22 protein-coding genes are annotated in these 20276 nt (G+C 35.6%); 15 read left to right on the forward strand and 7 right to left on the reverse strand.

What is annotated here, in order from left to right; all coding sequences use genetic code 11:
* Window positions 1-95 precede the first annotated feature (95 nt).
* Genes recA through CQA62_RS01915 form a run of 5 tightly spaced genes read left to right on the forward strand, consistent with a single transcriptional unit; the run spans window position 96 to window position 3776 of the window.
* The gene (gene recA, locus CQA62_RS01895) at window positions 96-1133 is read left to right on the forward strand and encodes a recombinase RecA (protein ID WP_104724624.1); all 1038 of its coding nucleotides are present in this window, start codon (window positions 96-98) and stop codon (window positions 1131-1133) included.
* A 12-nt stretch (window positions 1134-1145) separates the two neighbouring features.
* Window positions 1146-2423, forward strand: a complete 1278-nt coding sequence (eno, locus tag CQA62_RS01900) for a phosphopyruvate hydratase (protein ID WP_104724623.1) — start codon at window positions 1146-1148, stop codon at window positions 2421-2423.
* A complete protein-coding gene (locus CQA62_RS01905) occupies window positions 2420-2698 on the forward strand; it encodes a septum formation initiator family protein (protein ID WP_104724622.1) in 279 nt (92 codons plus the stop codon). The genes eno and CQA62_RS01905 overlap by 4 nt, the downstream gene beginning before the upstream one ends.
* On the forward strand, window positions 2695-3300 hold the full coding sequence (locus tag CQA62_RS01910) for an AMIN domain-containing protein (RefSeq protein WP_104724621.1): 606 nt from the start codon (window positions 2695-2697) through the stop codon (window positions 3298-3300). The genes CQA62_RS01905 and CQA62_RS01910 overlap by 4 nt, the downstream gene beginning before the upstream one ends.
* Window positions 3300-3776 (forward strand): shikimate kinase, encoded by a 477-nt coding sequence (locus tag CQA62_RS01915; RefSeq protein ID WP_158653689.1) that lies wholly within the window; start codon window positions 3300-3302, stop codon window positions 3774-3776. Before CQA62_RS01910 ends, CQA62_RS01915 begins: the two co-directional genes overlap by 1 nt.
* Here the strand turns inward: CQA62_RS01915 and CQA62_RS01920 are convergent.
* From CQA62_RS01920 to secG, 5 genes are all read right to left on the reverse strand, one after another.
* Entirely contained in the window at window positions 3757-4434 is a 678-nt protein-coding gene (locus CQA62_RS01920; RefSeq protein WP_104724619.1) for a F0F1 ATP synthase subunit A, read from the reverse strand. The genes CQA62_RS01915 and CQA62_RS01920 overlap by 20 nt on opposite strands.
* 105 nt (window positions 4435-4539) lie before the next feature.
* Window positions 4540-4995, reverse strand: a complete 456-nt coding sequence (locus tag CQA62_RS01925) for an RDD family protein (RefSeq protein WP_104724618.1) — start codon at window positions 4993-4995, stop codon at window positions 4540-4542.
* Window positions 4995-5606 carry an orotate phosphoribosyltransferase gene (gene pyrE, locus CQA62_RS01930; protein ID WP_104724617.1) on the reverse strand — a complete coding sequence of 204 codons (612 nt, stop codon included), beginning with the start codon at window positions 5604-5606 and terminating at the stop codon, window positions 4995-4997. Before pyrE ends, CQA62_RS01925 begins: the two co-directional genes overlap by 1 nt.
* 10 nt (window positions 5607-5616) lie before the next feature.
* Window positions 5617-6174, reverse strand: a complete 558-nt coding sequence (frr, locus tag CQA62_RS01935; RefSeq protein ID WP_104724616.1) for a ribosome recycling factor — start codon at window positions 6172-6174, stop codon at window positions 5617-5619.
* On the reverse strand, window positions 6174-6506 hold the full coding sequence (gene secG / locus CQA62_RS01940; RefSeq protein ID WP_104724615.1) for a preprotein translocase subunit SecG: 333 nt from the start codon (window positions 6504-6506) through the stop codon (window positions 6174-6176). Before secG ends, frr begins: the two co-directional genes overlap by 1 nt.
* Before the next feature lie 108 nt (window positions 6507-6614).
* On the opposite strand from secG, the gene CQA62_RS01945 reads away from it, so the two are divergent.
* The 7 genes from CQA62_RS01945 (at window position 6615) to CQA62_RS01975 (ending at window position 14379) form a co-directional block, all read left to right on the forward strand.
* The gene (locus tag CQA62_RS01945; RefSeq protein ID WP_104724614.1) at window positions 6615-7316 is read left to right on the forward strand and encodes a methyltransferase; all 702 of its coding nucleotides are present in this window, start codon (window positions 6615-6617) and stop codon (window positions 7314-7316) included.
* Window positions 7313-8296 (forward strand): tryptophan--tRNA ligase, encoded by a 984-nt coding sequence (trpS, locus tag CQA62_RS01950; protein ID WP_267891711.1) that lies wholly within the window; start codon window positions 7313-7315, stop codon window positions 8294-8296. Before CQA62_RS01945 ends, trpS begins: the two co-directional genes overlap by 4 nt.
* A 241-nt stretch (window positions 8297-8537) precedes the next feature.
* On the forward strand, window positions 8538-9104 hold the full coding sequence (locus tag CQA62_RS01955) for a heme-binding protein (protein ID WP_104724613.1): 567 nt from the start codon (window positions 8538-8540) through the stop codon (window positions 9102-9104).
* Between the two features lie 11 nt (window positions 9105-9115).
* Window positions 9116-11626 carry a molybdopterin guanine dinucleotide-containing S/N-oxide reductase gene (locus CQA62_RS01960; protein WP_104724612.1) on the forward strand — a complete coding sequence of 837 codons (2511 nt, stop codon included), beginning with the start codon at window positions 9116-9118 and terminating at the stop codon, window positions 11624-11626.
* A gap of 143 nt (window positions 11627-11769) precedes the next feature.
* Window positions 11770-13302, forward strand: coding sequence for a flagellin A (locus CQA62_RS01965; protein ID WP_104724611.1), 1533 nt, complete (start codon window positions 11770-11772; stop codon window positions 13300-13302).
* 52 nt (window positions 13303-13354) lie between these two features.
* Window positions 13355-14020 (forward strand): 3-methyladenine DNA glycosylase, encoded by a 666-nt coding sequence (locus tag CQA62_RS01970; RefSeq protein ID WP_104724610.1) that lies wholly within the window; start codon window positions 13355-13357, stop codon window positions 14018-14020.
* A complete protein-coding gene (locus tag CQA62_RS01975; RefSeq protein ID WP_104724609.1) occupies window positions 14017-14379 on the forward strand; it encodes a hypothetical protein in 363 nt (120 codons plus the stop codon). Before CQA62_RS01970 ends, CQA62_RS01975 begins: the two co-directional genes overlap by 4 nt.
* On the opposite strand, the gene CQA62_RS01980 is transcribed toward CQA62_RS01975, so the two are convergent.
* Window positions 14365-15372 (reverse strand): glycosyltransferase family 4 protein, encoded by a 1008-nt coding sequence (locus CQA62_RS01980; protein WP_104724608.1) that lies wholly within the window; start codon window positions 15370-15372, stop codon window positions 14365-14367. The genes CQA62_RS01975 and CQA62_RS01980 overlap by 15 nt on opposite strands.
* Complete coding sequence (gene galE / locus CQA62_RS01985; protein WP_104724607.1) at window positions 15369-16403, reverse strand: UDP-glucose 4-epimerase GalE; 1035 nt, start codon at window positions 16401-16403, stop codon at window positions 15369-15371. Before galE ends, CQA62_RS01980 begins: the two co-directional genes overlap by 4 nt.
* An 89-nt stretch (window positions 16404-16492) precedes the next feature.
* Between galE and CQA62_RS01990 the strand changes: the two genes are divergently transcribed.
* Genes CQA62_RS01990 through tkt form a run of 3 tightly spaced genes read left to right on the forward strand, consistent with a single transcriptional unit; the run spans window position 16493 to window position 20158 of the window.
* Window positions 16493-17407, forward strand: a complete 915-nt coding sequence (locus CQA62_RS01990) for a biotin synthase (protein WP_267891712.1) — start codon at window positions 16493-16495, stop codon at window positions 17405-17407.
* Window positions 17404-18210: a YihY family inner membrane protein gene (locus CQA62_RS01995; RefSeq protein ID WP_104724606.1), complete on the forward strand. Its 807-nt coding sequence runs from the start codon at window positions 17404-17406 to the stop codon at window positions 18208-18210. The genes CQA62_RS01990 and CQA62_RS01995 overlap by 4 nt, the downstream gene beginning before the upstream one ends.
* A 43-nt stretch (window positions 18211-18253) precedes the next feature.
* A complete protein-coding gene (tkt, locus tag CQA62_RS02000; RefSeq protein ID WP_104724605.1) occupies window positions 18254-20158 on the forward strand; it encodes a transketolase in 1905 nt (634 codons plus the stop codon).
* Window positions 20159-20276 lie beyond the last annotated feature (118 nt).

Below are 20276 nucleotides of genomic sequence, written 5' to 3' on the forward strand. Positions count from 1 at the left end.
GACGATGAATTGTGATCATAGTGGGATTTTATCTAAAAGTGCAAAAATAAGATAGAATAAACGAAAATACATTTTTTGGAGTAAAAGAGGAATAAATGAGTATTGATGAACAGAAGAAAAAAGCCATCGAACTAGCACTCAAACAAGTTGATAAAGCCTTTGGAAAAGGTGCTTTAGTGCGTTTGGGTGATAAACAAGTTGAAAAAATTGATGCAATTTCTACAGGCTCGCTAGGCCTTGACATGGCCTTGGGGATTGGTGGAATCCCAAAAGGAAGGATTATTGAAATTTATGGACCAGAGAGTTCAGGTAAAACAACTTTGAGTTTACAAATCATTGCGCAATGCCAAAAAAATGGAGGGATTTGTGCCTTTATTGATGCAGAGCATGCTCTAGATGTATATTATGCAAAGAAGCTTGGAGTAGATACTGAAAATCTTCTTGTTTCCCAACCTGATAATGGTGAGCAAGCACTTGAGATTCTAGAAACTCTAAGCAGAAGTGGAGCAGTGGATTTAGTCGTGATTGACTCTGTAGCAGCTCTTACCCCAAAGGCTGAGATTGAGGGAGATATGGGAGATCAACATGTGGGGCTTCAAGCAAGATTAATGAGTCATGCATTACGAAAAATCACAGGTGTGCTTCATAAAATGAATACAACACTTATTTTTATCAACCAAATTAGAATGAAAATTGGAATGATGGGATATGGAAGTCCTGAGACAACTACAGGAGGAAATGCATTGAAGTTTTATGCAAGCGTGAGAATTGATATTAGACGCATTGCAACACTCAAACAAAATGAACAACAAATTGGAAATAGAGCCAAGGCCAAAGTGGTAAAAAACAAAGTAGCACCTCCTTTTAGAGAGGCTGAATTTGATATTATGTTTGGTGAGGGAATTTCTCTTGAGGGAGAAGTGATTGATTATGGTGTGAAACTTGATATTATTGATAAAAGTGGAGCATGGTTAAGCTATGGCGCAACAAAGCTTGGACAGGGAAGAGAGAATGCAAAGTTTTTTCTTAAAGAAAATCAGGCTGTGCGTGAAGAGATTGTGGCAAAAATCAAAGAGCAAATTGGTGTGCAAGAAGAGATTATGCCTTTGCCTGATGAACCAGAGGAGTTATAACAAAGGAGTAAAATGCCAAAGATAGCAGATATTAAAGCGTTTGAGGTTTTGGATAGTCGTGGGAATCCTACATTAAGAGCTGAAGTTTTACTTGATGATGGAGCTTTGGGTGAAGCGATTGTTCCTAGTGGGGCAAGTACGGGAAAAAAAGAGGCTCTTGAGCTTCGCGATGAAGATAAGCAACGTTATCTTGGGAAGGGGGTGCTTAAGGCCTGTGAGAATGTCAATACAGTGATTAAAAATAATCTTATAGGACTTGAGGCTTATGAGCAAAGCAAAGTAGATCTTTTACTCCAAGAGCTTGATGGAACGCAAAATTTCTCTAATCTTGGTGCAAATGCAACTTTGGGAGTGAGTATGGCATTCTCAAGAGCTTGTGCAAAATCTTTGCATCTCCCATTGTATCGATATTTAGGAGGTATGAGTGCAAGAGTTTTACCTGTACCAATGCTCAATATCATTAATGGGGGAAGTCATGCAAATAATAATGTAGATTTTCAAGAATATATGATTATGCCCTTAGGATTTGAGAGTTTTTCTGAGGCACTGAGAGCTTCAGCAGAGGTGTATCAAAATCTCAAAAAGATTCTTCATGATAGAGGAGAGATTACTGCTATTGGAGATGAAGGGGGATTTGCTCCAAATTTTTCAACTAATCAAGAGCCTATTGAGGTGATTTTGCAAGCAATTGAGACTTCAGGCTATCAAGCAGGAGATCAAATTGCTATTGCCTTGGATATAGCAAGCAGTGAATTTATGGGGGAGGATGGAAAATATCATCTTAAAGGAGAGGGTAGGGTATTGACTTCAGAGGAGCTTATAGAATATTATGAAAAGCTTATTAAAAGGTATCCTATTGTATCAATTGAAGATGGATTAGGTGAAGATGATTGGCAGGGTTGGCAGCTTCTTACAGAGAAATTGGGGAAAAGGGTTCAGCTTGTTGGAGATGATTTGTTTGTAACTAATCACAAAATTTTACAAGAAGGGATTGATCAAGGAATTGGAAATGCAATTTTGATTAAGCCTAATCAAATTGGGACAATTTCTCAAACAATTAAAGCTATTCATTTGGCCCAGCTTCATTCCTATCGTAGTATAATGAGTCATCGAAGTGGAGAAAGTGAAGATACTTTTATTGCTGATTTTGCTGTGGCACTTAATACTGGGGAGATTAAAACTGGCTCAACTGCAAGAAGTGAGAGAATGGCAAAATATAATCGTCTTCTTCAAATTGAGCAAGAACTTGGAGGGGGAGAATATTTAGGATGGAAGATTCTTAATCAATGAGAGAGGATCTAGGAGAGATCTATATCCAAGAAAAAAAACTCTTTAACAAAAAATATATTTATATTTTTTTGGGAGTTGTTTTAGCCGGAATCTTTTCATATTATCTTTTTAGCTTGATTTGGGGGACAAACTCTTATGAGGTCTATCAAGCCCTTAGAGCAGAAAAAAAAGCACTTCAACAAGAGGTTGTAGAGCTTGAAAGCAAAAATGTTGAATTACAAAAAATAATTTTTGAACTCAAAGGCTTAGAGCCTACAAAAGAGGAGAACAAGTGAAAAAAGCCATTTATATCAGTGTTATGTGTTTAAATTTATTGCTTGGGCGTGAAGATCCTTTTGAATTAAAAATGACACCTAAAAAAAGTCCACAAAGTGTGGAAGGAGAAATTAGCCAACCCTTAGAAAGTCTTGATGTTAAGCTTCCTAGTACAACAAGGATTCTTAAGGAAGTTAAATTTATTTATCAAAAGATTGATGGTTCAATTGGTGAGAAGAGTGTCAAGATTGAGAGAGATATTGATTGGCATTATCCCATTACAATCTCTCAAATTGGGGATAAGAGTATTATAGAAGAGAAAAAACCTATGAGTTATACTTTAGGAGATTTTGAGTTTATTATTATCGGGAAAAGTATTCGTATTTACTCCCCTTATAAAATTTTGCAAAATTTTGTTCTTCCTAAGCCTTTTAGAATTATTATTGATTTGCGCCGGACAGAGAAGATTATTAATCAAGATATCAAACTTAAGGGAAGATTCTTTACTGATATCTCTTTGGGAACCCATCAAGATTTTTATCGTGTGACACTTGCGCTAGATGGGCAGTATGGTTACAATATTGAGCAAGATGAAAAAGGATATATTATTACCTTGAAATGATGCATCTTGTTTTAATTGGCTTTATGGCAAGCGGTAAAAGCACATTTGCTAAGCAACTTTCTGCTTCTTTAAAACTCCCTGTTTTCTCTACTGATGATTGGATTAGCTCACAAACTCAATTGAGTATTTCAGAGATTTTTACTTCTTATGGAGAGAATGAATTTAGAGTCTGGGAGCAAAGGGCATATAGAGTTATTATGGATTTGGAACAAAGATATATTATTGATTGTGGGGGTGGATTTATTTTGCAAGGTCGAATGAAAGAGCTAGGAAGAGTCTATTATCTTGATGTTTCTTTAGAGATTATTGAAAAAAGACTTTGTGGAAAAGAGAGGCAAAAGCGCCCTTTAAGTAAGGATTTTAAAGAACTCTATATCCAAAGAAAGAGATTGTATGAGAAAGAAAGTCTTCTTAAAGTTAATCAGATTGAGGAGATTATAGAAGATTGGAAAAGGATTAATGCTCCTCTTCCATAATTGCTCCAGCAATATAGACATAAGTGAGAATCATAAATACAAAAGCTTGCAAAAATGCCATTAGAGTAAGGATTGCAAAAGCAGGAAGTGGTGCAACCCAAGGGGCAAGCATAAGCATAACAAGCAAGAACATATCATCCCCCTTAATATTTCCAAATAGACGAAAAGAAAGTGAAATAATTCTTGAAATATGAGAAATGATTTCAATAGGGAGCATTAAAGGTGCAAGGATTTTCATTGGACCCATAAAATGAGCAAAATAATGAATAAGTCCCTTTGCTTTAATCCCCTCATAGTGATAATAAAAGAAAACAACTAAAGCAAGAACAAGTGTAAAGCTCCAGCTTGAAGTTGGAGATTCAAATCCAGGAATAATTCCAATGGCATTTGAGAAAAATACAAAAAGTGCAATTGTTCCTGTAAGTGGAAGATATTTGACTGCAATTTCACGACTGACCACATCACTTGCAACATCTAAGATTCCATTGAGTAAAAACTCATAAACATTTTGAATTCCTGTAGGAATGATTTTCATATTGTGTGTTGCAAGTCTTGCAAATAAAACAACAAGCAAGGCAACAATAATTGTATAAAACCCAATGATAAAATCATGATTAGGGTTGATTAAACCGGCAAAAGTAAAAACTCTTCCTTCCATTTTTTAACCTCATTATAAAATCTTGTTGAATTTATAATTCTATCTTAAATTTTTGCAAGAAGTAAGAAAAACAAGGGATTTATGGGCAATTTTACTCTAATAGTGCTAATTTTTAGAGGGTTTATGAGGAGAGATTTCAATCTTAGTTTGACAAAGCCAATCTTGAAAACTCATCCTATCTTTTCTAAAGAGGGGAAAAACAAATCCAAAAACAAGTCCTAGACTGCTTAACCAAACAAAAAATCTCAAAAAGCATCGAAAAAATCCAAGTTTATTGCCTTGTTGATCCTTTAAAACAAGCTCTTGTGCCCTCATTCCTGGAGTTTGGGATACAATAGAGCAAAATAGAGAATCAATAAGCGCATAAAGAAACCAGCAAATAAAGATTGCTCCTTGATTGGCCCAGAGAGCCTCTTTACTTCCTAAAATCACATAAGTGGTAATATAGAGAATAGGGGTGTAAATCATAAAGAGATCAATGACAAAAGCCTTAAATCGTAGAAAAAAGAATTGGCTTGTCTTTTTATTCACTTGTGGAGCTGGGGACTTAATCCTGCCCATCAGTTTCCACGACTTCCTGGTTTAATTGCAGGAGTTTTACCTTCTTTGCAAAGCGGACAATCCTTGGGTGTATAAATATCAAAAATAAAATCCTCTAGTGCAAAAAGAGGAATATGAGAAGGAAGTTTTCCCTCGGGCCTTCCTTCAAGATTTGAACCAACTCGTTTGCAAAAACCACGATTAGCCAAACCACCAAATCCAACAATCTTAGCGCCCAAGCTTTCCACACAAGAAGCAGATTCTAATGCCGATCCCCCAGTGGTGATAATATCCTCACAAATAAAAATCCTCTCACTCTGCATAACTTCAAAACCTCTTCTAAGAGTCATTTTTCCTTCAACTCTCTCTGTAAAGATAAATCTCACATCCAATGCCCTTGCAAGTTCATATCCTGCAAGAATACCGCCAAGAGCAGGAGAGCATACACATTGCACTTCTAATCCATATTCTCTAATTTGTTTAGCTAAGGCTTGAGCTAATTCTTGAGCAATTTTAGGGTTTTCAAGCACTTTTGCAGATTGGAGATAGTGGGCAGAATGATTGCCACTACTAAGGAGGAAGTGTCCTTGAAGTAGCGCATTGCAATCAGTGTAGTATTTCTTAATATCCATCTTTTCACCTTTAGATTTTCATAATCTCTTCTTCTTTGTTTTTAACCATTTCATCAATTTTCTTAACAAATTCATCAGTATATTTTTGGATTTCATCTTGGCCTTTTTTGCTCAAATCCTCTGTGATTTCTTTGTCTTTTTCTAATTTTTTGATTGCATTATTACTGTCTTGTCGCACATTTCTAATCCCAACTTTTGCTTTTTCACCCATAGCCTTTGCATCTTTTGCTACTTCTTTTCTTTGCTCTTGTGTCATTGGGGGAAAGAAGAGTTTGACACTTTCACCATCACTATTTGGATTGACACCAATATTGGCTTCTTGGATTGCTTTCTCCACTTCTTTGATCAATGTTTTTTCCCATGGGGTAATCACAATAGTTGTTGCATCTGTGGCGATCACTGAACCAATTTGATTAAGTGGAGTGGGTGTGTTGTAATAATCTACTTTAATATTGTCTAAAATTGTAATTGAAACCTTTCCACTTCTAAGAGTGGAGAAATCTCTTTTGAGAGAATCAATAGTTTTTGTCATTGAGGTTTTGGTTTGAATATAAATCTCGTTTAACATTATTTAGCCTTTTGTGTTGGGATTGTTGGAGCGCTTGGTATACTGGGAGCCTGTGGAGCTTGGATAGGAGAAGATGTCGGAAGATCTGACATAATGCTTTGTTGTGTCTCTTTAATATAAAGATAGCTAAGGGCAATTGTATTAGCTAAAAATAATGCGCCAAAGAATAGAGTAACCTTAAGAAGAAAACCATTGGCACCTTTTGCACCAAAAACACTCTCATTACTTCCGCTGTAATTTACGAGTCCTCCACTTGAACTTTTTTGAAGTAAAACTAAAAGAGTAATAAAAACTGCCAAAATGATCTGGACAACAAATAAAACTGAAATCATTGAAAAATCCTTGCTCAAAGAATAATAAATTTGAGATTCTACCAAAACTTTTAGACTATAATTTTAGTTTTTAGATAATAAAATAATCAGCAAGATTAAGAAAGAATAATGAGATTTTTTTCCTTTGATTGTAATGCTTCAAGCTATCATAGTTATGCATTAGCACAATGTATTTTTGCAAAAAAATTAGCCCAGAAACTTGCAAATCAACAATTTTATTCTATTGCAGAATTGGGGTGTGGGAGTGGGGTTTTACTCGAATATTTACTCAAAAGTCAAGTAGAATTTAGAGAGTATGATGCTTGTGATATTTCAGAGAAAATGCTCAAAAATTTTATTTTTCAAAAAGAGGGTGTGAGCAAGATTTGTAAAGATTTTGATGATTTTTTATTTGAGAATAAAAAACATTATTCTTTAATTTGTTCAAGCTCAGCATTACAATGGGCAAAAAATTTTGATAAAACCTTAAGGCTTATTGCTCAAAAATGTGATGAAGTTGCACTCAGCATTGTGGATAGTTATACTTTTACGAGTTTGCACTCTTTTTTGGGAACTTCTTCACCTTTGCTAGATTATGAGGAAATTCAAAAAAGTCTTTTAAAGTATTTTGAGGGTGATTTTCAAATCTCACGCGTAGATTTGCGTTTTCAATCTCCCCACAAGACGCTTTTACATCTTAGGAAAAGTGGGGTTATGGGTGGAGGGGTACTAAACTTTGCTCAAAGTAAAAAACTCCTCTTGTATGATGGGGGGCTAGAATATGAGAGTGTGATTTTTATAGGAAAACCAAGAAAAAAGGAGAAAAATTGAAAAAAAGAGTGTTTTCAGGAATTCAACCCACAGGAAAAATGACAATTGGAAATTACATTGGAGCTGTGAGGCGATGGGTGGTAAGTCAAGATGAGTATGAAAATATTTTTTGTGTAGTTAATTCTCATGCAATTACAACTTATCAAGATCCTAAACTTTTAAGAGAGCAAAGCTATGATATGGTAGCCCTGCTTCTTGCTTGTGGAATCACTCCCAGTAAGTCTAATCTTTTTATTCAAAGTGAAATCGACTATCATCCTGCACTTGCGTGGATATTAGATTGTAATATTGCAATGGGTGAAATGGAGAGAATGACGCAATTTAAGGATAAGAGTAAGAAAAATCCCAAAAATATTAATGTGGGCTTATTTAATTATCCTGCACTTATGGCAAGTGATATTTTACTTTATCAAACCGATTTTGTTCCTGTAGGAGAAGATCAAAAACAGCATCTAGAGCTTGCACGTAATGTAGCTCAAAAGTTTAATCGAGATTTTGGAGAGTGTTTTAAGATTCCAGAGCCATTGATTGCAGAAGTGGGTGCAAGAATTATGGGTCTAGATGATCCTCAAAGCAAGATGAGTAAATCCAATCCAGCAAATAATCACGCAGTTTTTGTGCTTGATAGTGCTGATGAGATAATGAAAAAGTTTAAAAAAGCTACAACCGATTCTCTTGCAAGTATCGAGTTTAATCCTGAAAGAAAAGCAATTTATAATCTTTTGAGTATTTATGAAATTTTTTCAAACAAGAGTCGTGAAGCCATTATTCAAGAGTTTGAGGGCAAGGGTTATGGGATACTTAAGACCACTATTGCAGAATGTGTAATTAGTTCTCTAGCACCTATCCAAGCCGAGTATGCTAAGCTTAGAGCAGATGAGAGTTATCTTAAGGATATATTAGCTCAAGGCAAGGCGAATATCCAACCTATTGCAAAAACAACCTATGAGAAAGCCAAAGAACTCATCGGGCTTATTTAAATAATAAATTTTAGAGGATTTTAAATTGTTTCAAAAAGTAACACATATGATTAAATCCTCTAGAAATCATATTTCTAACAATAAAATTTAAAAAAACTTTCAATAAAAGTAATTCAATTTTTTTCTTTTTTACGTTGTATTTAAATTTGTATAACGAGGGTTAAAGATTTTAAAAAAACTAGAGAATATAATTCTTGTCATAGAATTTAATTAAATTCTAATCTTTCTAAGAGGAGTGATGATGTTCATTCGAGTTTTAACCTTGAGTTCATTATTGAGCATATTAGTCTTTGCAGATCAGTATGCAACAAGTGTGAAGCCACTTTTTGCGGATAACTCTAGCACAAAGGTAATTGGAAAACTCCTTCCTACAGCGGAAGTGGAAGTAATCAAAAAAGAAGGAAGCAGAGTGCTTATTTCTATTTCAGGTTTTCAGGATGGCAATAAACCTGCAATTTATTTTGTTGCAGGAAAAAGAATTCTTAATGCAGGATTTGATGGAAAGGCAGAGGTAAAATTTCTCAAAATTGGCGAGGAGGTGGTTGATAAAAAAGTGTATAGCAAAGTAAAAGTTGAAGTATGGACAGAGGATAGTGATTTTACCTCTGATCTTAAAGCTTTGTATACAAAAGCAAATGATCTATTCTCACAAAATTGTTCTATGTGCCATGGCTTGCATCCAACAAAAGAATTCAGCGCAAATCAATGGCCAAGTATGTTTAAGTCAATGGCAGGAAGAACAGGAATTGATAAGAAAGATTATCAACTTGTCATTGAGTATTTGCAAAAACACGCAAAAGATATGTAAAAGGAGAAGATATGAAAACAATTGACACTCATAGAAGGAATCTTCTTAAATACGCAGGACTTTTTGCTTCTATTCCATTTGTAAGTCAGATAATTGATAAAAGCCATCTTCTTGCAGCAGGGGTTAATCAATTTAGTACGGATTTAGTTCTTAATGGTGAAGTTTATACAGCAGCTCATTGGGGTGCTCTTAAGGTTAGTGTTAAAAATGGCAAGATTATTAAGAGTGAAAATGCATTTGAGGGGATGATTGATAATCCACTTCAAAGTGTGACAGCAGATTTGGTTGAAGGTCAACGCACCAATCGAATCAAAGCTCCCATGGTAAGAAAGAGTTATCTTGAGAAAAAAGCTAACCATAGAGAGCTTAGAGGTGCTGATGAATGGGTAGAAGTGAGCTATGATCAAGCAATTAAACTTGTCAGCGATGAGGTTGCAAGAGTAAGAAAACAAAAAGGTGCGAGTGGAATTTATGGGGGTTCTTATGGATGGAAATCTAGTGGAAATTTCCATAATGCTAGAACCTTGCTTCATAGATATTTGACTATGGGAGGCGGATTTGTAGGGGGGCTTGGAGATTATTCTGCTGGGGCTGCTCAAGTGATTATGCCTCATGTTATGGGAACACTCGAAGTTTATGAGCAACAAACCTCTTGGCCATTGATTATGCAACACTCAAAAGTTGTTGTGATTTGGGGAGCAAATCCTGTAGATACGCTTAGAATTGCTTGGACATCAAATGATGGAGTAGGGTTAGAATACTTTACAAAGCTGAAAAATAGTGGTAAGAAAATCATTATTATTGATCCTATTAAGAGCAATACAGTTGAGTTCTATGGAGAAAAAGCAGAGTGGATTTCTCCTAAGCCAAATACAGATGTTGCAGTAATGCTAGGCATTATTCATACAATGCTTTTAAGTGGAAAATATAATAAGGAATTTATTGAAACTTATACAGAGGGATTTGATAAGTTTGCAGACTATGTTATGGGAAAGGGTGAAGATCAAACACCAAAAACTGCTGAGTGGGCAGCTAAAATCTCAGGTGTCAATCCAGAGAAAATTAAAGAGCTTGCAAGCCTTTTCTTTGAAAATCGGACAATGCTTATGACGGGTTATAATATGCAAAGGCAACATCATGGTGAGCAGGTTCATTGGATGGCAGTAGCTCTTGCATCTGCAATTGGACAAATTGGATTGCCAGGGGGTGGATTTGGGATTAGTTATCACTATGCAAATGGTGGAAGTCCAACAACAAATGCTCCTATAATTGGTGGAATGACAGTGGGCAAATCCAGTAGGGGTGGGGCTGAGTGGCTTAATAATGAATCTTCAACTGCAATTCCAGTAGCAAGGATTGCTGATTGTTTGCTTAATCCTGGAAAGACGATTGATTATAATGGAAGAAAAATCACTTATCCTGATATTGATTTAGTGTATTGGGTGGGTGGAAATCCACTTGTTCATCATCAAGATACAAACCTCTTAATTAAAGCTTGGAAAAAGCCAACAACTGTTATTGTGCATGATATGTATTGGACACCCACTGCAAAAATGGCAGATATTGTTTTCCCTATTACAACTCCTTATGAGAGAAATGATCTTACAATGAGTGGGGATTATAGCAACCTTAATATTAATCCAATGAAGCAAGTGGTTGCTAGAATGCCAAAGAGTAAGCATGATTATGAGGTATTTGCAGATCTTGCAAAAGCTGGGGGATTTGGTGAGCAGTTCACAGAAAATAAGAGTGAAATGCAGTGGCTTGAGGAGTTCTACAATGCAGCCTATAATCAAGCAAAAAAAGCTGGAGTATTGATGGCAAATGGAAATGAAATGCCTGATTTTGCAACATTTTGGAATGCAAATAAGCCTCTTGTATTTTCTCCAACGCCAGAGGGTGAGGAATTTGTAAGATATGGAGAGTTTAGAGAAGATCCAATCCTTAATCCTTTAGGAACGCCAAGCGGTAAGATTGAGATTTATTCTGAAACTATTGCAAAAATGAATTATAAAGATTGCAAAGGTTACCCAATGTGGTTTGAACCCATAGAGTGGCTAGGAATGAATAACAAACCTGCCGAGTTTGCACTTGTTAGTCCACATCCAAGCCTAAGGCTTCATTCCCAATTAAGCAATACTGCTTTAAGGGAGAAGTATGCAGTAGCAGATCGTGAGCCTATTTGGATCAATCCCACTGATGCAAAGTCTAAGGGAATTAAAAATGGAGATATTGTAAGAGTATTTAATGCACGCGGTCAGATTCTTGCGGGTGCTGTTGTAAGTAATATTGTTCCAGAAAGTGTGGTGAGAATCTATGAGGGTGCTTGGTATGATCCTGAGGATCCTGCAAAAGAGGGAACACTTTGTAAAAATGGAAATGCAAATGTGTTGACACTTGATCTTCCAACAAGCGAACTTGCAGATGCAAATATTGCAAATACAGCGCTTGTTAATATTGAAAAATATAAAGGTAAAGCACCAAAACTTACAGCCTTTATGCCTCCAAAGGGTGCAGAGTAATCCTCTCTCTCCCTTTAAGGGGGGGGGTCTGTTTCTCTTCCTTGCTCAATAAATCTATAAAAACTCTTTAGAAAAAAAGAAAGCTTCCGATATTCTCATTACTAAACAGGGAAGTTTAGATTAAAAAATAAAAAGGAGTTTAAATGGCTTTTCAAGTCAATACAAATATTAATGCGTTAAATGCGCATGCCCAATCTGCTTTTACACAAAGCAAACTTAAGGGATCATTAGAGAAACTGAGCTCAGGTTTAAGAATTAACAAGGCAGCAGATGATGCTTCAGGTATGGTTATCGCCGATTCTTTAAGAGCTCAAGCTTCAAGTTTGGGTCAAGCAATCCGAAATGCAAATGACGGAATTGGAATGATTCAAATTGCTGATAAGGCAATGGATGAGCAAATTAAAATTTTGGAAACTATCAAAGTAAAAGCTGCACAAGCTGCACAAGATGGTCAATCAGCCCAGTCAAGAAGAGCAATTCAAAATGATATTACTCGTCTTATTCAGGGACTTGATAACATTGGTAATACAACAAGTTACAATGGTATTTCATTGCTTACTGGTTCATTTACTAATAAAGAATTCCAAGTTGGTGCATATTCAAACCAAACAATTCGTGCAACAATTGGTGCGACTACATCTGATAAAATTGGACAAGTTAGAATTGAAACAGGTGCAAATATATCTGGTGCGAGTGAAATTTCTTTGACCTTTAGACAAGCTGATGGTGTAAATGATGTAACTTTAGAAAGTGTGGTTATTTCTCACTCAGCAGGAACTGGTCTTGGTGCTTTGGTAGAAGCCATTAATAAGAATTCTGATAAAACAGGAATTAGGGCTCAAGCTAATGTTCAATCCACTTCTGATAGTGCGGTTAAAGCTGGTGATATCAAGGGTCTAGAAATCAATGGCACAAGCTTTGGTGACATTATTGGTGTAAGGGATAATGATTCTGATGGAAGATTGATTGCTGCAATTAATGCTGCAACATCTGATACTGGAGTTGAGGCTTTTACAGATAATCTTGGACGATTGAATTTAAGAAGCATTGATGGAAGAGGAATATATGTAAAAACTGCTGATTCTGGAGCAAATGCAGCGATCACATCTCTTAATGGTGGACAGACTTTGACAACTGGTTCTAGCAATTATGGAAGATTATCTTTGACAAGATTAGATGCAAGAGATATTCAAGTAATTTCTGCACCTGGTTTTTCTGGAGCATCTGATTTTAAAGCAATTGGATTTGGTATCGGACAAGCTGCTGAGACTACAGTTAATTTAAGAAGTGTTGTTGGAGATTTTGGATCTTCTATAAAATCTGCTGCTGGTGGAAATTATAATGCAGTAATTGCAAGTGGATCAAGTTCACTTGGCGCTGGTGTAACAAGTCTTGTAGGTGCAATGGTTGTAATGAACATTGCAGAATCTGCACAAAAGACTTTGGATAAGATTAGAGCGGATATGGGTTCTGTACAAAATCAAATGACAAGCACAATGGACAACATTACAATCACTCAAGTGAATGTTAAGGCTGCTGAGTCTAATATTAGAGATGTTGATTTTGCCGCTGAGTCTTCTGACTTTAGTAAATACAGTATTCTTGCTCAATCTGGTAGCTATGCACTATCACAAGCAAATTCACTGCAACAAAACATTCTAAGACTTCTTAGCTAAGTTTTTAATCCTTCCCTAACTCCCCTTGGGGTGGGAGGATAAAGTAGAAAATATGCAAATTCAAAATTCTTTTGAACTTCTTTCTTATTTAAAAACTCTTGATTTGCTTGATCAATCTCCCTCGTGGTGGTGGCCAAATTATGGAAGTTTTGAAGTGGTTGTAGGTGCAATTTTGACGCAAAATACACGTTGGGAAAATGTGCAAAAATCTCTTCAAAACCTCCATAGCTCAAAGATTTTACAAAATCAAAATGAAGAGGATTTAATTTCACTTTGTAGAAGTGATGATAAAATTTTAGCCTCACTTATTGCTCCTAGTGGCTTTGCAAATCAAAAATCAAAGCGTCTTATTCTTTTGGCTACAAATATTTTAGAGGAGTTTGGGAATTTTGAGAGTTTTGTCAATAATGTCAGTGCTGAGTGGTTGATTGCTCAAAAGGGTATTGGGGCTGAGAGTAGGGATTGTATTTTAAATTATGCATGTTTAAGAGAGGTAATGGTGGTGGATCGCTACACTCAACGTTTGCTTGCTTCTTTAGGATATGAAATGTTTACATATGATGAAATTCAAAATTGGCTGATGGGTGGGCTTGAATGGGGGGATTTAAATACTCTCTATCCCAAAGAGGTATCATTAGCCCAAATTTATGCACGTTATCATGGCAAAATTGTAGAGTTAGGTAAAAGAGGGGCCAAGGATTTAAAGGATTTAAAATGAGAGCTTTTGTTTTAATGAGTTTTTTTATTTCTCTGCTTTTTTCTTGCACAGGAGATTGCGCAAGTTGTCATGCAAATCTTGATTATAAGAATGATGAGCGCCATAAGGCAATGATTGAATGCAAAAGTTGCCATACTGAGGAGAAGATGAATGCAATTGATATGGGGGCTTGTGGACAAGATTGCTTTGCTTGTCATTCTCCTTTAAAGCTTCAAAATCCCACCTTAAGTAAAGAGCATAAAATGATTGCTGAATGCATTGCATGCCATAAAGATCTACAAAAAAATCCTTTTGATCCCAAAAATCTCTTTAATCAAAAAAGCATTTTTGAGCAAATCCCTAATTCAATGAAAAGATGATCTTTGTAACTTTTGATAGATTAATAAATAGATAAAAATAAAGGTCGCACTTCCTAATACAAGCATCTTTTCATGAGTATAAAAGCAATACGCATAAATCATAAAAGGAAGCACAAAGCTCAGAATAATAAAAGTGGTTTTAGAATTACTTTGTATTTTTTGAAAAAGGAGTTGATGAAGGTGATGATTGTCAGGAAGCATAGCAGCAGTTTTTTCTTTAAATCTGCGTCTATAAATTGAAAAAATCACTTCCCAAAATGGATAAATCAATAATCCCATGCCAAACCATGGGCTAATATTTGAATCTTTTGTTTGTGTAAGCTGGATAAGAAATGCCGCTAAAATAAATCCTAAAAAATAAGCCCCACCATCTCCTAAAAAGATTTTTCCTTTTGGGAAATTTAAAAGTAAAAACCCCAAAATTCCTCCCATAAGCGCAAGTAAAATAAGCAACTCTCTATTTCCTATGCAAAGCAGAGTAATAAAGAATAATCCAAAAAGTGCAATGCCTCCAGCCAAGCCATTAAATCCATCAATAATATTGAGTGCATTAATCATTCCAACAATGGCAAAAATTGTGAAGGGAATTGCAATATAGCTAGGGAGGATGATTCCAAAACCAAGATTGCTCAGGTATAAATCACTCAAATAGATAAAAACTCCGCCCCCTAAGCATTGCAAAAATAGGCGAACTTTTGGACTTAAGGAAGCGTTGAAATCCTCAATTAAACCGCTCAAAAAAACTAAGCTTCCACCAATGAGAATTGCATACAAAAATGTAGATTGTGTGTATAGCAAAGAAAGCGAAGTGAAGAAAAAGGGTGTAAAAATTCCTATTCCTCCAGCACGAGGAGTAGGGAGAGAGTGAAATCTTTGAGGTTTATCACTTGTGGCAGTATCTACAAAAAGTCCAAATTTTCTTGAAACCCAAATTATAAAAAGATTAAGTAGAAATGAGCAGAGCAATCCTCCAAAGATAAAAAAAGCAATCAAACCTTATTCCTTAAATTTTTTTCCCACTCATAAGAACTTTTGCAAATTAATTCTAAATCATTATAAAGGGGTTTCCAAGATGTGTGGGCAAGAAGTTTATCATTCCCTGCAATCAAAATAGCAGGATCACCTTCCCTGCGAGGTGAAATCTTGACTTTAAAATCAATCCCTGTAACTTTTTTCATTGTCGCAATCACTTCTTTTACACTATAGCCTTTGTTATATCCCACATTAAAGATATTAGACTTTTGCTCTCTTAAAAGGTAATCATATGCACTTAAATGTGCTCTTGCCAAATCATTGATATGAAGATAATCGCGAATACAAGTCCCATCGGGAGTAGAATAATCATCCCCATAAATCCCCATACTCTCTCTTATTCCAATTGCACACTCACTGGCTACTTTGATTAAATGTGTAGCGTTAAGGCTTCTTTGTCCCAAACCTTGAGCATCAGCAAGCTCATTTGGAGTGTTATACACATTTGATCCTGCAACATTAAAATATCTTAAGGCAATATAGTTAAAATCATGTGCCAAAGCAGTATCTCTAAGCACCCATTCACTCATTAATTTTGAACTTCCGTAAGGATTAATAGGATCAGTTTGTGTGCTTTCTACAACAGGATTAACCGAGGGCTCACCATAAACTGCTGCAGTGGAACTAAAGATAAAATTTTTAATTTTGTGTTGAATGCAGAGATTAATGAGATTTGTTGTATTAAGAGTGTTGTTAAGATAATATTTTAAAGGATTGCAAACAGATTCACTGACAATGATTGAGGCTGCAAAATGAATAACACAATCAAAATAATTTTCTCTTAAAAATGCATCAATTTTCTCTACTTCTTGCAGTGATACTTCAAACAAGCTTACACGATTGGGAAATTTAGAGTTAAGATATTCAAAAGTTTCTCTAAATCCAGTGCTAAGATTATCAAGTAAAACAATTTTTGCTTGGGTATTTTTCAAAAACTCATAGGCTGTGTGAGAACCAATATATCCGCATCCTCCACTAAAAAGTAGATTCATTGTTTATCCTTAAAAATATTTTTATTCATTATACTGCAAAAAGAAGATGGAATCTTTTTAGCCTTGTTGATACAATACTCTTAGAAAGTTTGAAGAAGGAAGAGGGAATGAATAAAGATATTTTTTTGTGCTCAATTAGCAATGTTAGTAGTGGAGGGTGTAGTGAAGATTGTGCTTATTGCACCCAAAGCGCAAAATATGACACTGGGGTTGCACGTTATAAATACAAAGACATTCAAGAAGTCATTAAAGAAGCTAGGGAGCTTAAAAAGTATGGAATGGTAGGGTTTTGTCTTGTCACTTCTGGACGAGGACTTGATGAGAGGAAATGTGATTATATTGCCTCTTTAGCTCAGGGAATTAAAAAAGAAATTTCAGATATTCATCTTATTGCTTGTTGTGGGCGTGCAGATTTGGATCAACTCAAATATCTCAAGCAAAATGGAATTGATAGTTACAACCACAATCTTGAAACAGCACAAAAATTTTTCTCCAAAATTTGCACAACTCATACTTGGGAAGAGAGATTTGAGACTTGTGAAAATGCTTTAAGGGCGGATCTTGGACTTTGTAGTGGTGGAATCTTTGGACTTGGAGAGAGTTGGGGAGATCGCATTGAGTTGCTTAAGGCTCTAAGAGAACTTTCTCCTCACTCTATGCCTATTAATTTTTTTATCCCCAATCCTCATCTTCCTCTTAAGCAAGATAAATTAAGTGTGCAAGAGGCCTTAGAATGCATTACTTTAAGTAGAGAATATCTTCCTAGGGCAAGATTAATGATTGCTGGAGGAAGAGAGGTAGTATTTGGTGAGAATCAAAAATGTATGTTTGATGCAGGAATTGATGCAATTGTGCTTGGAAATTATTTGACAACACTAGGAGAGAGTCCAAAGAGGGACTTGAATATGTTGGAGAGTTATGGGTTAGGGGTAATTGAGGCTAAAAGAGGAGTGTCTTTATTGGAAGGGTATGGATTAAGAGTGGCTAAAGAGTGCAGAGAATGAGAGAATATTTACAAAGTGCCAAAAAGCGTTTTTGGCAGATTTACAATTTCCTCACCCATGAAGATGAGCTTTTTGTTTATGCTTCATCTTTAAGTTTTTATACGATTTTTGCCCTAATTCCCTTGCTTTTGATTATAAGTTCCATTTTGATTGTATTGCCTAATTTTCAAGAAAAATTTGGAGAATTTCGCTCTATTATCTTGCAAAATGTTCTTCCTGCACATCTAGAGCTTATTACCCAATGGATTGATTCTTTTATTTCTAATGGTTCAAAAATGGGGATTGTAGGGTTTGTATATATTATTTTTGCTTCTATTATGTTTTTTAGAAACTATGAATATATTACTTCTAAGATGTTTAACTCTACTGTAAGAAAATTTTTTAACTCTATTTCTTTATTTTGGACACTTATCACTCTTTTTCCCCTTGTATTGGGGATTTCATTTTATTTTGCTTTTCAATTTAAGGGATTATGGGAAGAGGGAATATTGAGTGTGTTGATGCCCCTTTCACCTATTATTGTAGGCTGGTTTATGTTCTTGCTTTTATTTAAGATTTCAGCCAATAAAGAGATGGCTTTTAAAGCCTTGTTTTTGGCTTCTGCTCTCACTTCACTTTGTTGGAATATTGCAAAATGGGTTTTTGTCTATTATATATACTATAATCAATCTTATGTTTCAATTTATGGCTCACTTTCTTTTGTGTTATTCGGAATGCTTTGGGTTTATGTTTCTTGGTTCATTGTGCTTTTTGGTATGAGAATTTGTGAGGGATTAAATCAAAAGTTTTATAGCCACTCTTAAAAAAATGTAAAATTTAGGCTTTGAAATTAATAAGGAGAAAATTATGCAAAACAATTTAGATGCAATGGCAAATACAATTAGATTTCTATCAGCTGATATGGTGCAACAAGCCAATAGCGGTCATCCGGGCGCACCTATGGGATTGGCAGATATTGCAGTTGTGCTTACCCATCATCTTACTCTCTCTCCTAAGCATAGCACTTGGCTTAATCGTGATCGAGTGGTTTTTAGCGGAGGTCATTGCTCAGCTTTGGTGTATTCTCTTTTGCATTTGTGGGGATTTAATGTGAGCCTTGATGATCTTAAAAACTTTCGCCAACTTGGAAGTAAAACACCAGGACATCCTGAGTTTGGACATACTCATGGAGTAGAGATTACAACGGGTCCTTTAGGGCAAGGGATTGCTAATGCTGTGGGATTTGCTATGGCAAGTGTGTATGCAAAGAATCTTCTAGGAGAAAATATAATTAATCATCATGTATTTTGTCTTTGTGGAGATGGAGATTTAGAAGAGGGAATTAGCTATGAAGCATGTTCGCTTGCAGGACATCATAAACTTAGCAATCTTATTTTGATTTATGATAGTAATCGTATTACCATTGAGGGGGATACGCAAATTGCTTTGAGTGAAAATATAAAAGAGAGATTTAATGCCCAGGGATTTGATGTATTTGAGTGTGATGGGCATAATTTCTCAAGTATTGAACAAGCAATCCTCAATGCAAAGGCATCTACCAAACCTTCATTAATTATTGCAAAAACAACAATTGGAAAAAATGCATTCACATTGGAGGGAAGTCATAAAACTCATGGTGCACCTTTAGGAGAGAGCATCATTGCTCAAAGTAAAGAAGCTTTAGGATTAAACCCTCAAGAGAGATTTGTTGTTACTCAAGAAGTAAAAGAAGCATTTAGACAAGCTATGAGCAGAGGAGAAGAGGCATATAACAGTTGGGAGGCTTCTCTTAGTGCTGAGGTCAAGACAAAAATACAAGAGCTTCAAAATCCTGATTTTTCAAAGATTATTTATCCAAACTTTGAAGTAGGCAAAAAAATTGCTACAAGAGTGAGTAATGGCGAGATTTTAAATGCAATTGCAAAAGTGCATCAAGGATTTTTGGGTGGAAGTGCAGACTTAGGGCCATCAAATAATACGATTTTAGTCGGTGAGGAGGATTTTCCTAAAGGAAGAAATATGCATTTTGGTGTCAGAGAGCATTCAATGGGAGCGATTTGTAATGGAATTGCAAACTATGGGCTATTTTTACCTTATTGTGCAACTTTCTTTGTTTTTAGTGATTATATGGCGCCCAGTGTAAGGGTGGCAAGTATTATGAATTCACAAGTATTTTATATTTGGACACATGATAGCATTGGTGTGGGAGAGGATGGTGCAACACATCAGCCCATTGAGCAACTTTCTCATTTTCGCTCTATGCCAAATCTTTATGTATTCCGTCCAGCAGATGCAAATGAAAATGTTGCATGTATGCAAATTGCCCTTACTCTCAAAGCCCCAAGTGCTTTTGTACTTAGCCGTCAAAATCTTGAGGTTCTTCCACCTGTGCAAAAAGCTAAAGTACAAAAAGGGGGTTATGCAGTGCTAGAGTGTGATCATCCAGATATTATCTTGCTCTCTAGCGGTTCTGAGGTGAGTATTGCGCTTCAAGCGGCAAAAGTAATGAGCGAGCAAGGTAGAAAAGTGCGAGTAGTGAGTATGCCTTGTCTTGAGTTGTTTGAAAAGCAAGAGGAAGATTATCAAAAGAGTCTCTTAAGTGATAGGGATAAGACTATTGCAATTGAGGCTTCAAGAGGTCTTGAGTGGTATAAGTATGCAAAAGAAGTGATTGGAATGCGTAGTTTTGGAAAATCAGGAAAAGGGGATGAGCTCTTTAAACATTTTGGATTGAGTGTAGAACAGATCTTAGAAGTGGTAAAAAAACTCTAATCTTTCTTCTGAAGGAGGGGGTGGAAATTTTTCTTTATAAAAATTAATTAACTTTTTAAAGATTAATCAAAAAAATATCCTTTTATAAAAGAATAAAAATCCTTTACTTTATCGATAT

Source organism: Helicobacter cholecystus (assembly GCF_003364215.1).
Lineage (GTDB): Bacteria > Campylobacterota > Campylobacteria > Campylobacterales > Helicobacteraceae > Helicobacter_G > Helicobacter_G cholecystus.

What these genes read in the sequence shown, in the direction of transcription:
- recA (WP_104724624.1), top strand. Translation starts at nt 96, where the DNA reads ATGAGTATTGATGAACAGAAGAAAAAAGCCATCGAACTAGCACTCAAA.
- eno (WP_104724623.1), top strand. Translation starts at nt 1,146, where the DNA reads ATGCCAAAGATAGCAGATATTAAAGCGTTTGAGGTTTTGGATAGTCGT.
- CQA62_RS01905 (WP_104724622.1), top strand. Translation starts at nt 2,420, where the DNA reads ATGAGAGAGGATCTAGGAGAGATCTATATCCAAGAAAAAAAACTCTTT.
- CQA62_RS01915 (WP_158653689.1), top strand. Translation starts at nt 3,300, where the DNA reads ATGCATCTTGTTTTAATTGGCTTTATGGCAAGCGGTAAAAGCACATTT.
- CQA62_RS01920 (WP_104724619.1), bottom strand. Translation starts at nt 4,434, where the DNA reads ATGGAAGGAAGAGTTTTTACTTTTGCCGGTTTAATCAACCCTAATCAT.
- CQA62_RS01925 (WP_104724618.1), bottom strand. Translation starts at nt 4,995, where the DNA reads ATGGGCAGGATTAAGTCCCCAGCTCCACAAGTGAATAAAAAGACAAGC.
- pyrE (WP_104724617.1), bottom strand. Translation starts at nt 5,606, where the DNA reads ATGGATATTAAGAAATACTACACTGATTGCAATGCGCTACTTCAAGGA.
- frr (WP_104724616.1), bottom strand. Translation starts at nt 6,174, where the DNA reads ATGTTAAACGAGATTTATATTCAAACCAAAACCTCAATGACAAAAACT.
- secG (WP_104724615.1), bottom strand. Translation starts at nt 6,506, where the DNA reads ATGATTTCAGTTTTATTTGTTGTCCAGATCATTTTGGCAGTTTTTATT.
- CQA62_RS01945 (WP_104724614.1), top strand. Translation starts at nt 6,615, where the DNA reads ATGAGATTTTTTTCCTTTGATTGTAATGCTTCAAGCTATCATAGTTAT.
- CQA62_RS01955 (WP_104724613.1), top strand. Translation starts at nt 8,538, where the DNA reads ATGTTCATTCGAGTTTTAACCTTGAGTTCATTATTGAGCATATTAGTC.
- CQA62_RS01960 (WP_104724612.1), top strand. Translation starts at nt 9,116, where the DNA reads ATGAAAACAATTGACACTCATAGAAGGAATCTTCTTAAATACGCAGGA.
- CQA62_RS01965 (WP_104724611.1), top strand. Translation starts at nt 11,770, where the DNA reads ATGGCTTTTCAAGTCAATACAAATATTAATGCGTTAAATGCGCATGCC.
- CQA62_RS01970 (WP_104724610.1), top strand. Translation starts at nt 13,355, where the DNA reads ATGCAAATTCAAAATTCTTTTGAACTTCTTTCTTATTTAAAAACTCTT.
- CQA62_RS01975 (WP_104724609.1), top strand. Translation starts at nt 14,017, where the DNA reads ATGAGAGCTTTTGTTTTAATGAGTTTTTTTATTTCTCTGCTTTTTTCT.
- galE (WP_104724607.1), bottom strand. Translation starts at nt 16,403, where the DNA reads ATGAATCTACTTTTTAGTGGAGGATGCGGATATATTGGTTCTCACACA.
- CQA62_RS01995 (WP_104724606.1), top strand. Translation starts at nt 17,404, where the DNA reads ATGAGAGAATATTTACAAAGTGCCAAAAAGCGTTTTTGGCAGATTTAC.
- tkt (WP_104724605.1), top strand. Translation starts at nt 18,254, where the DNA reads ATGCAAAACAATTTAGATGCAATGGCAAATACAATTAGATTTCTATCA.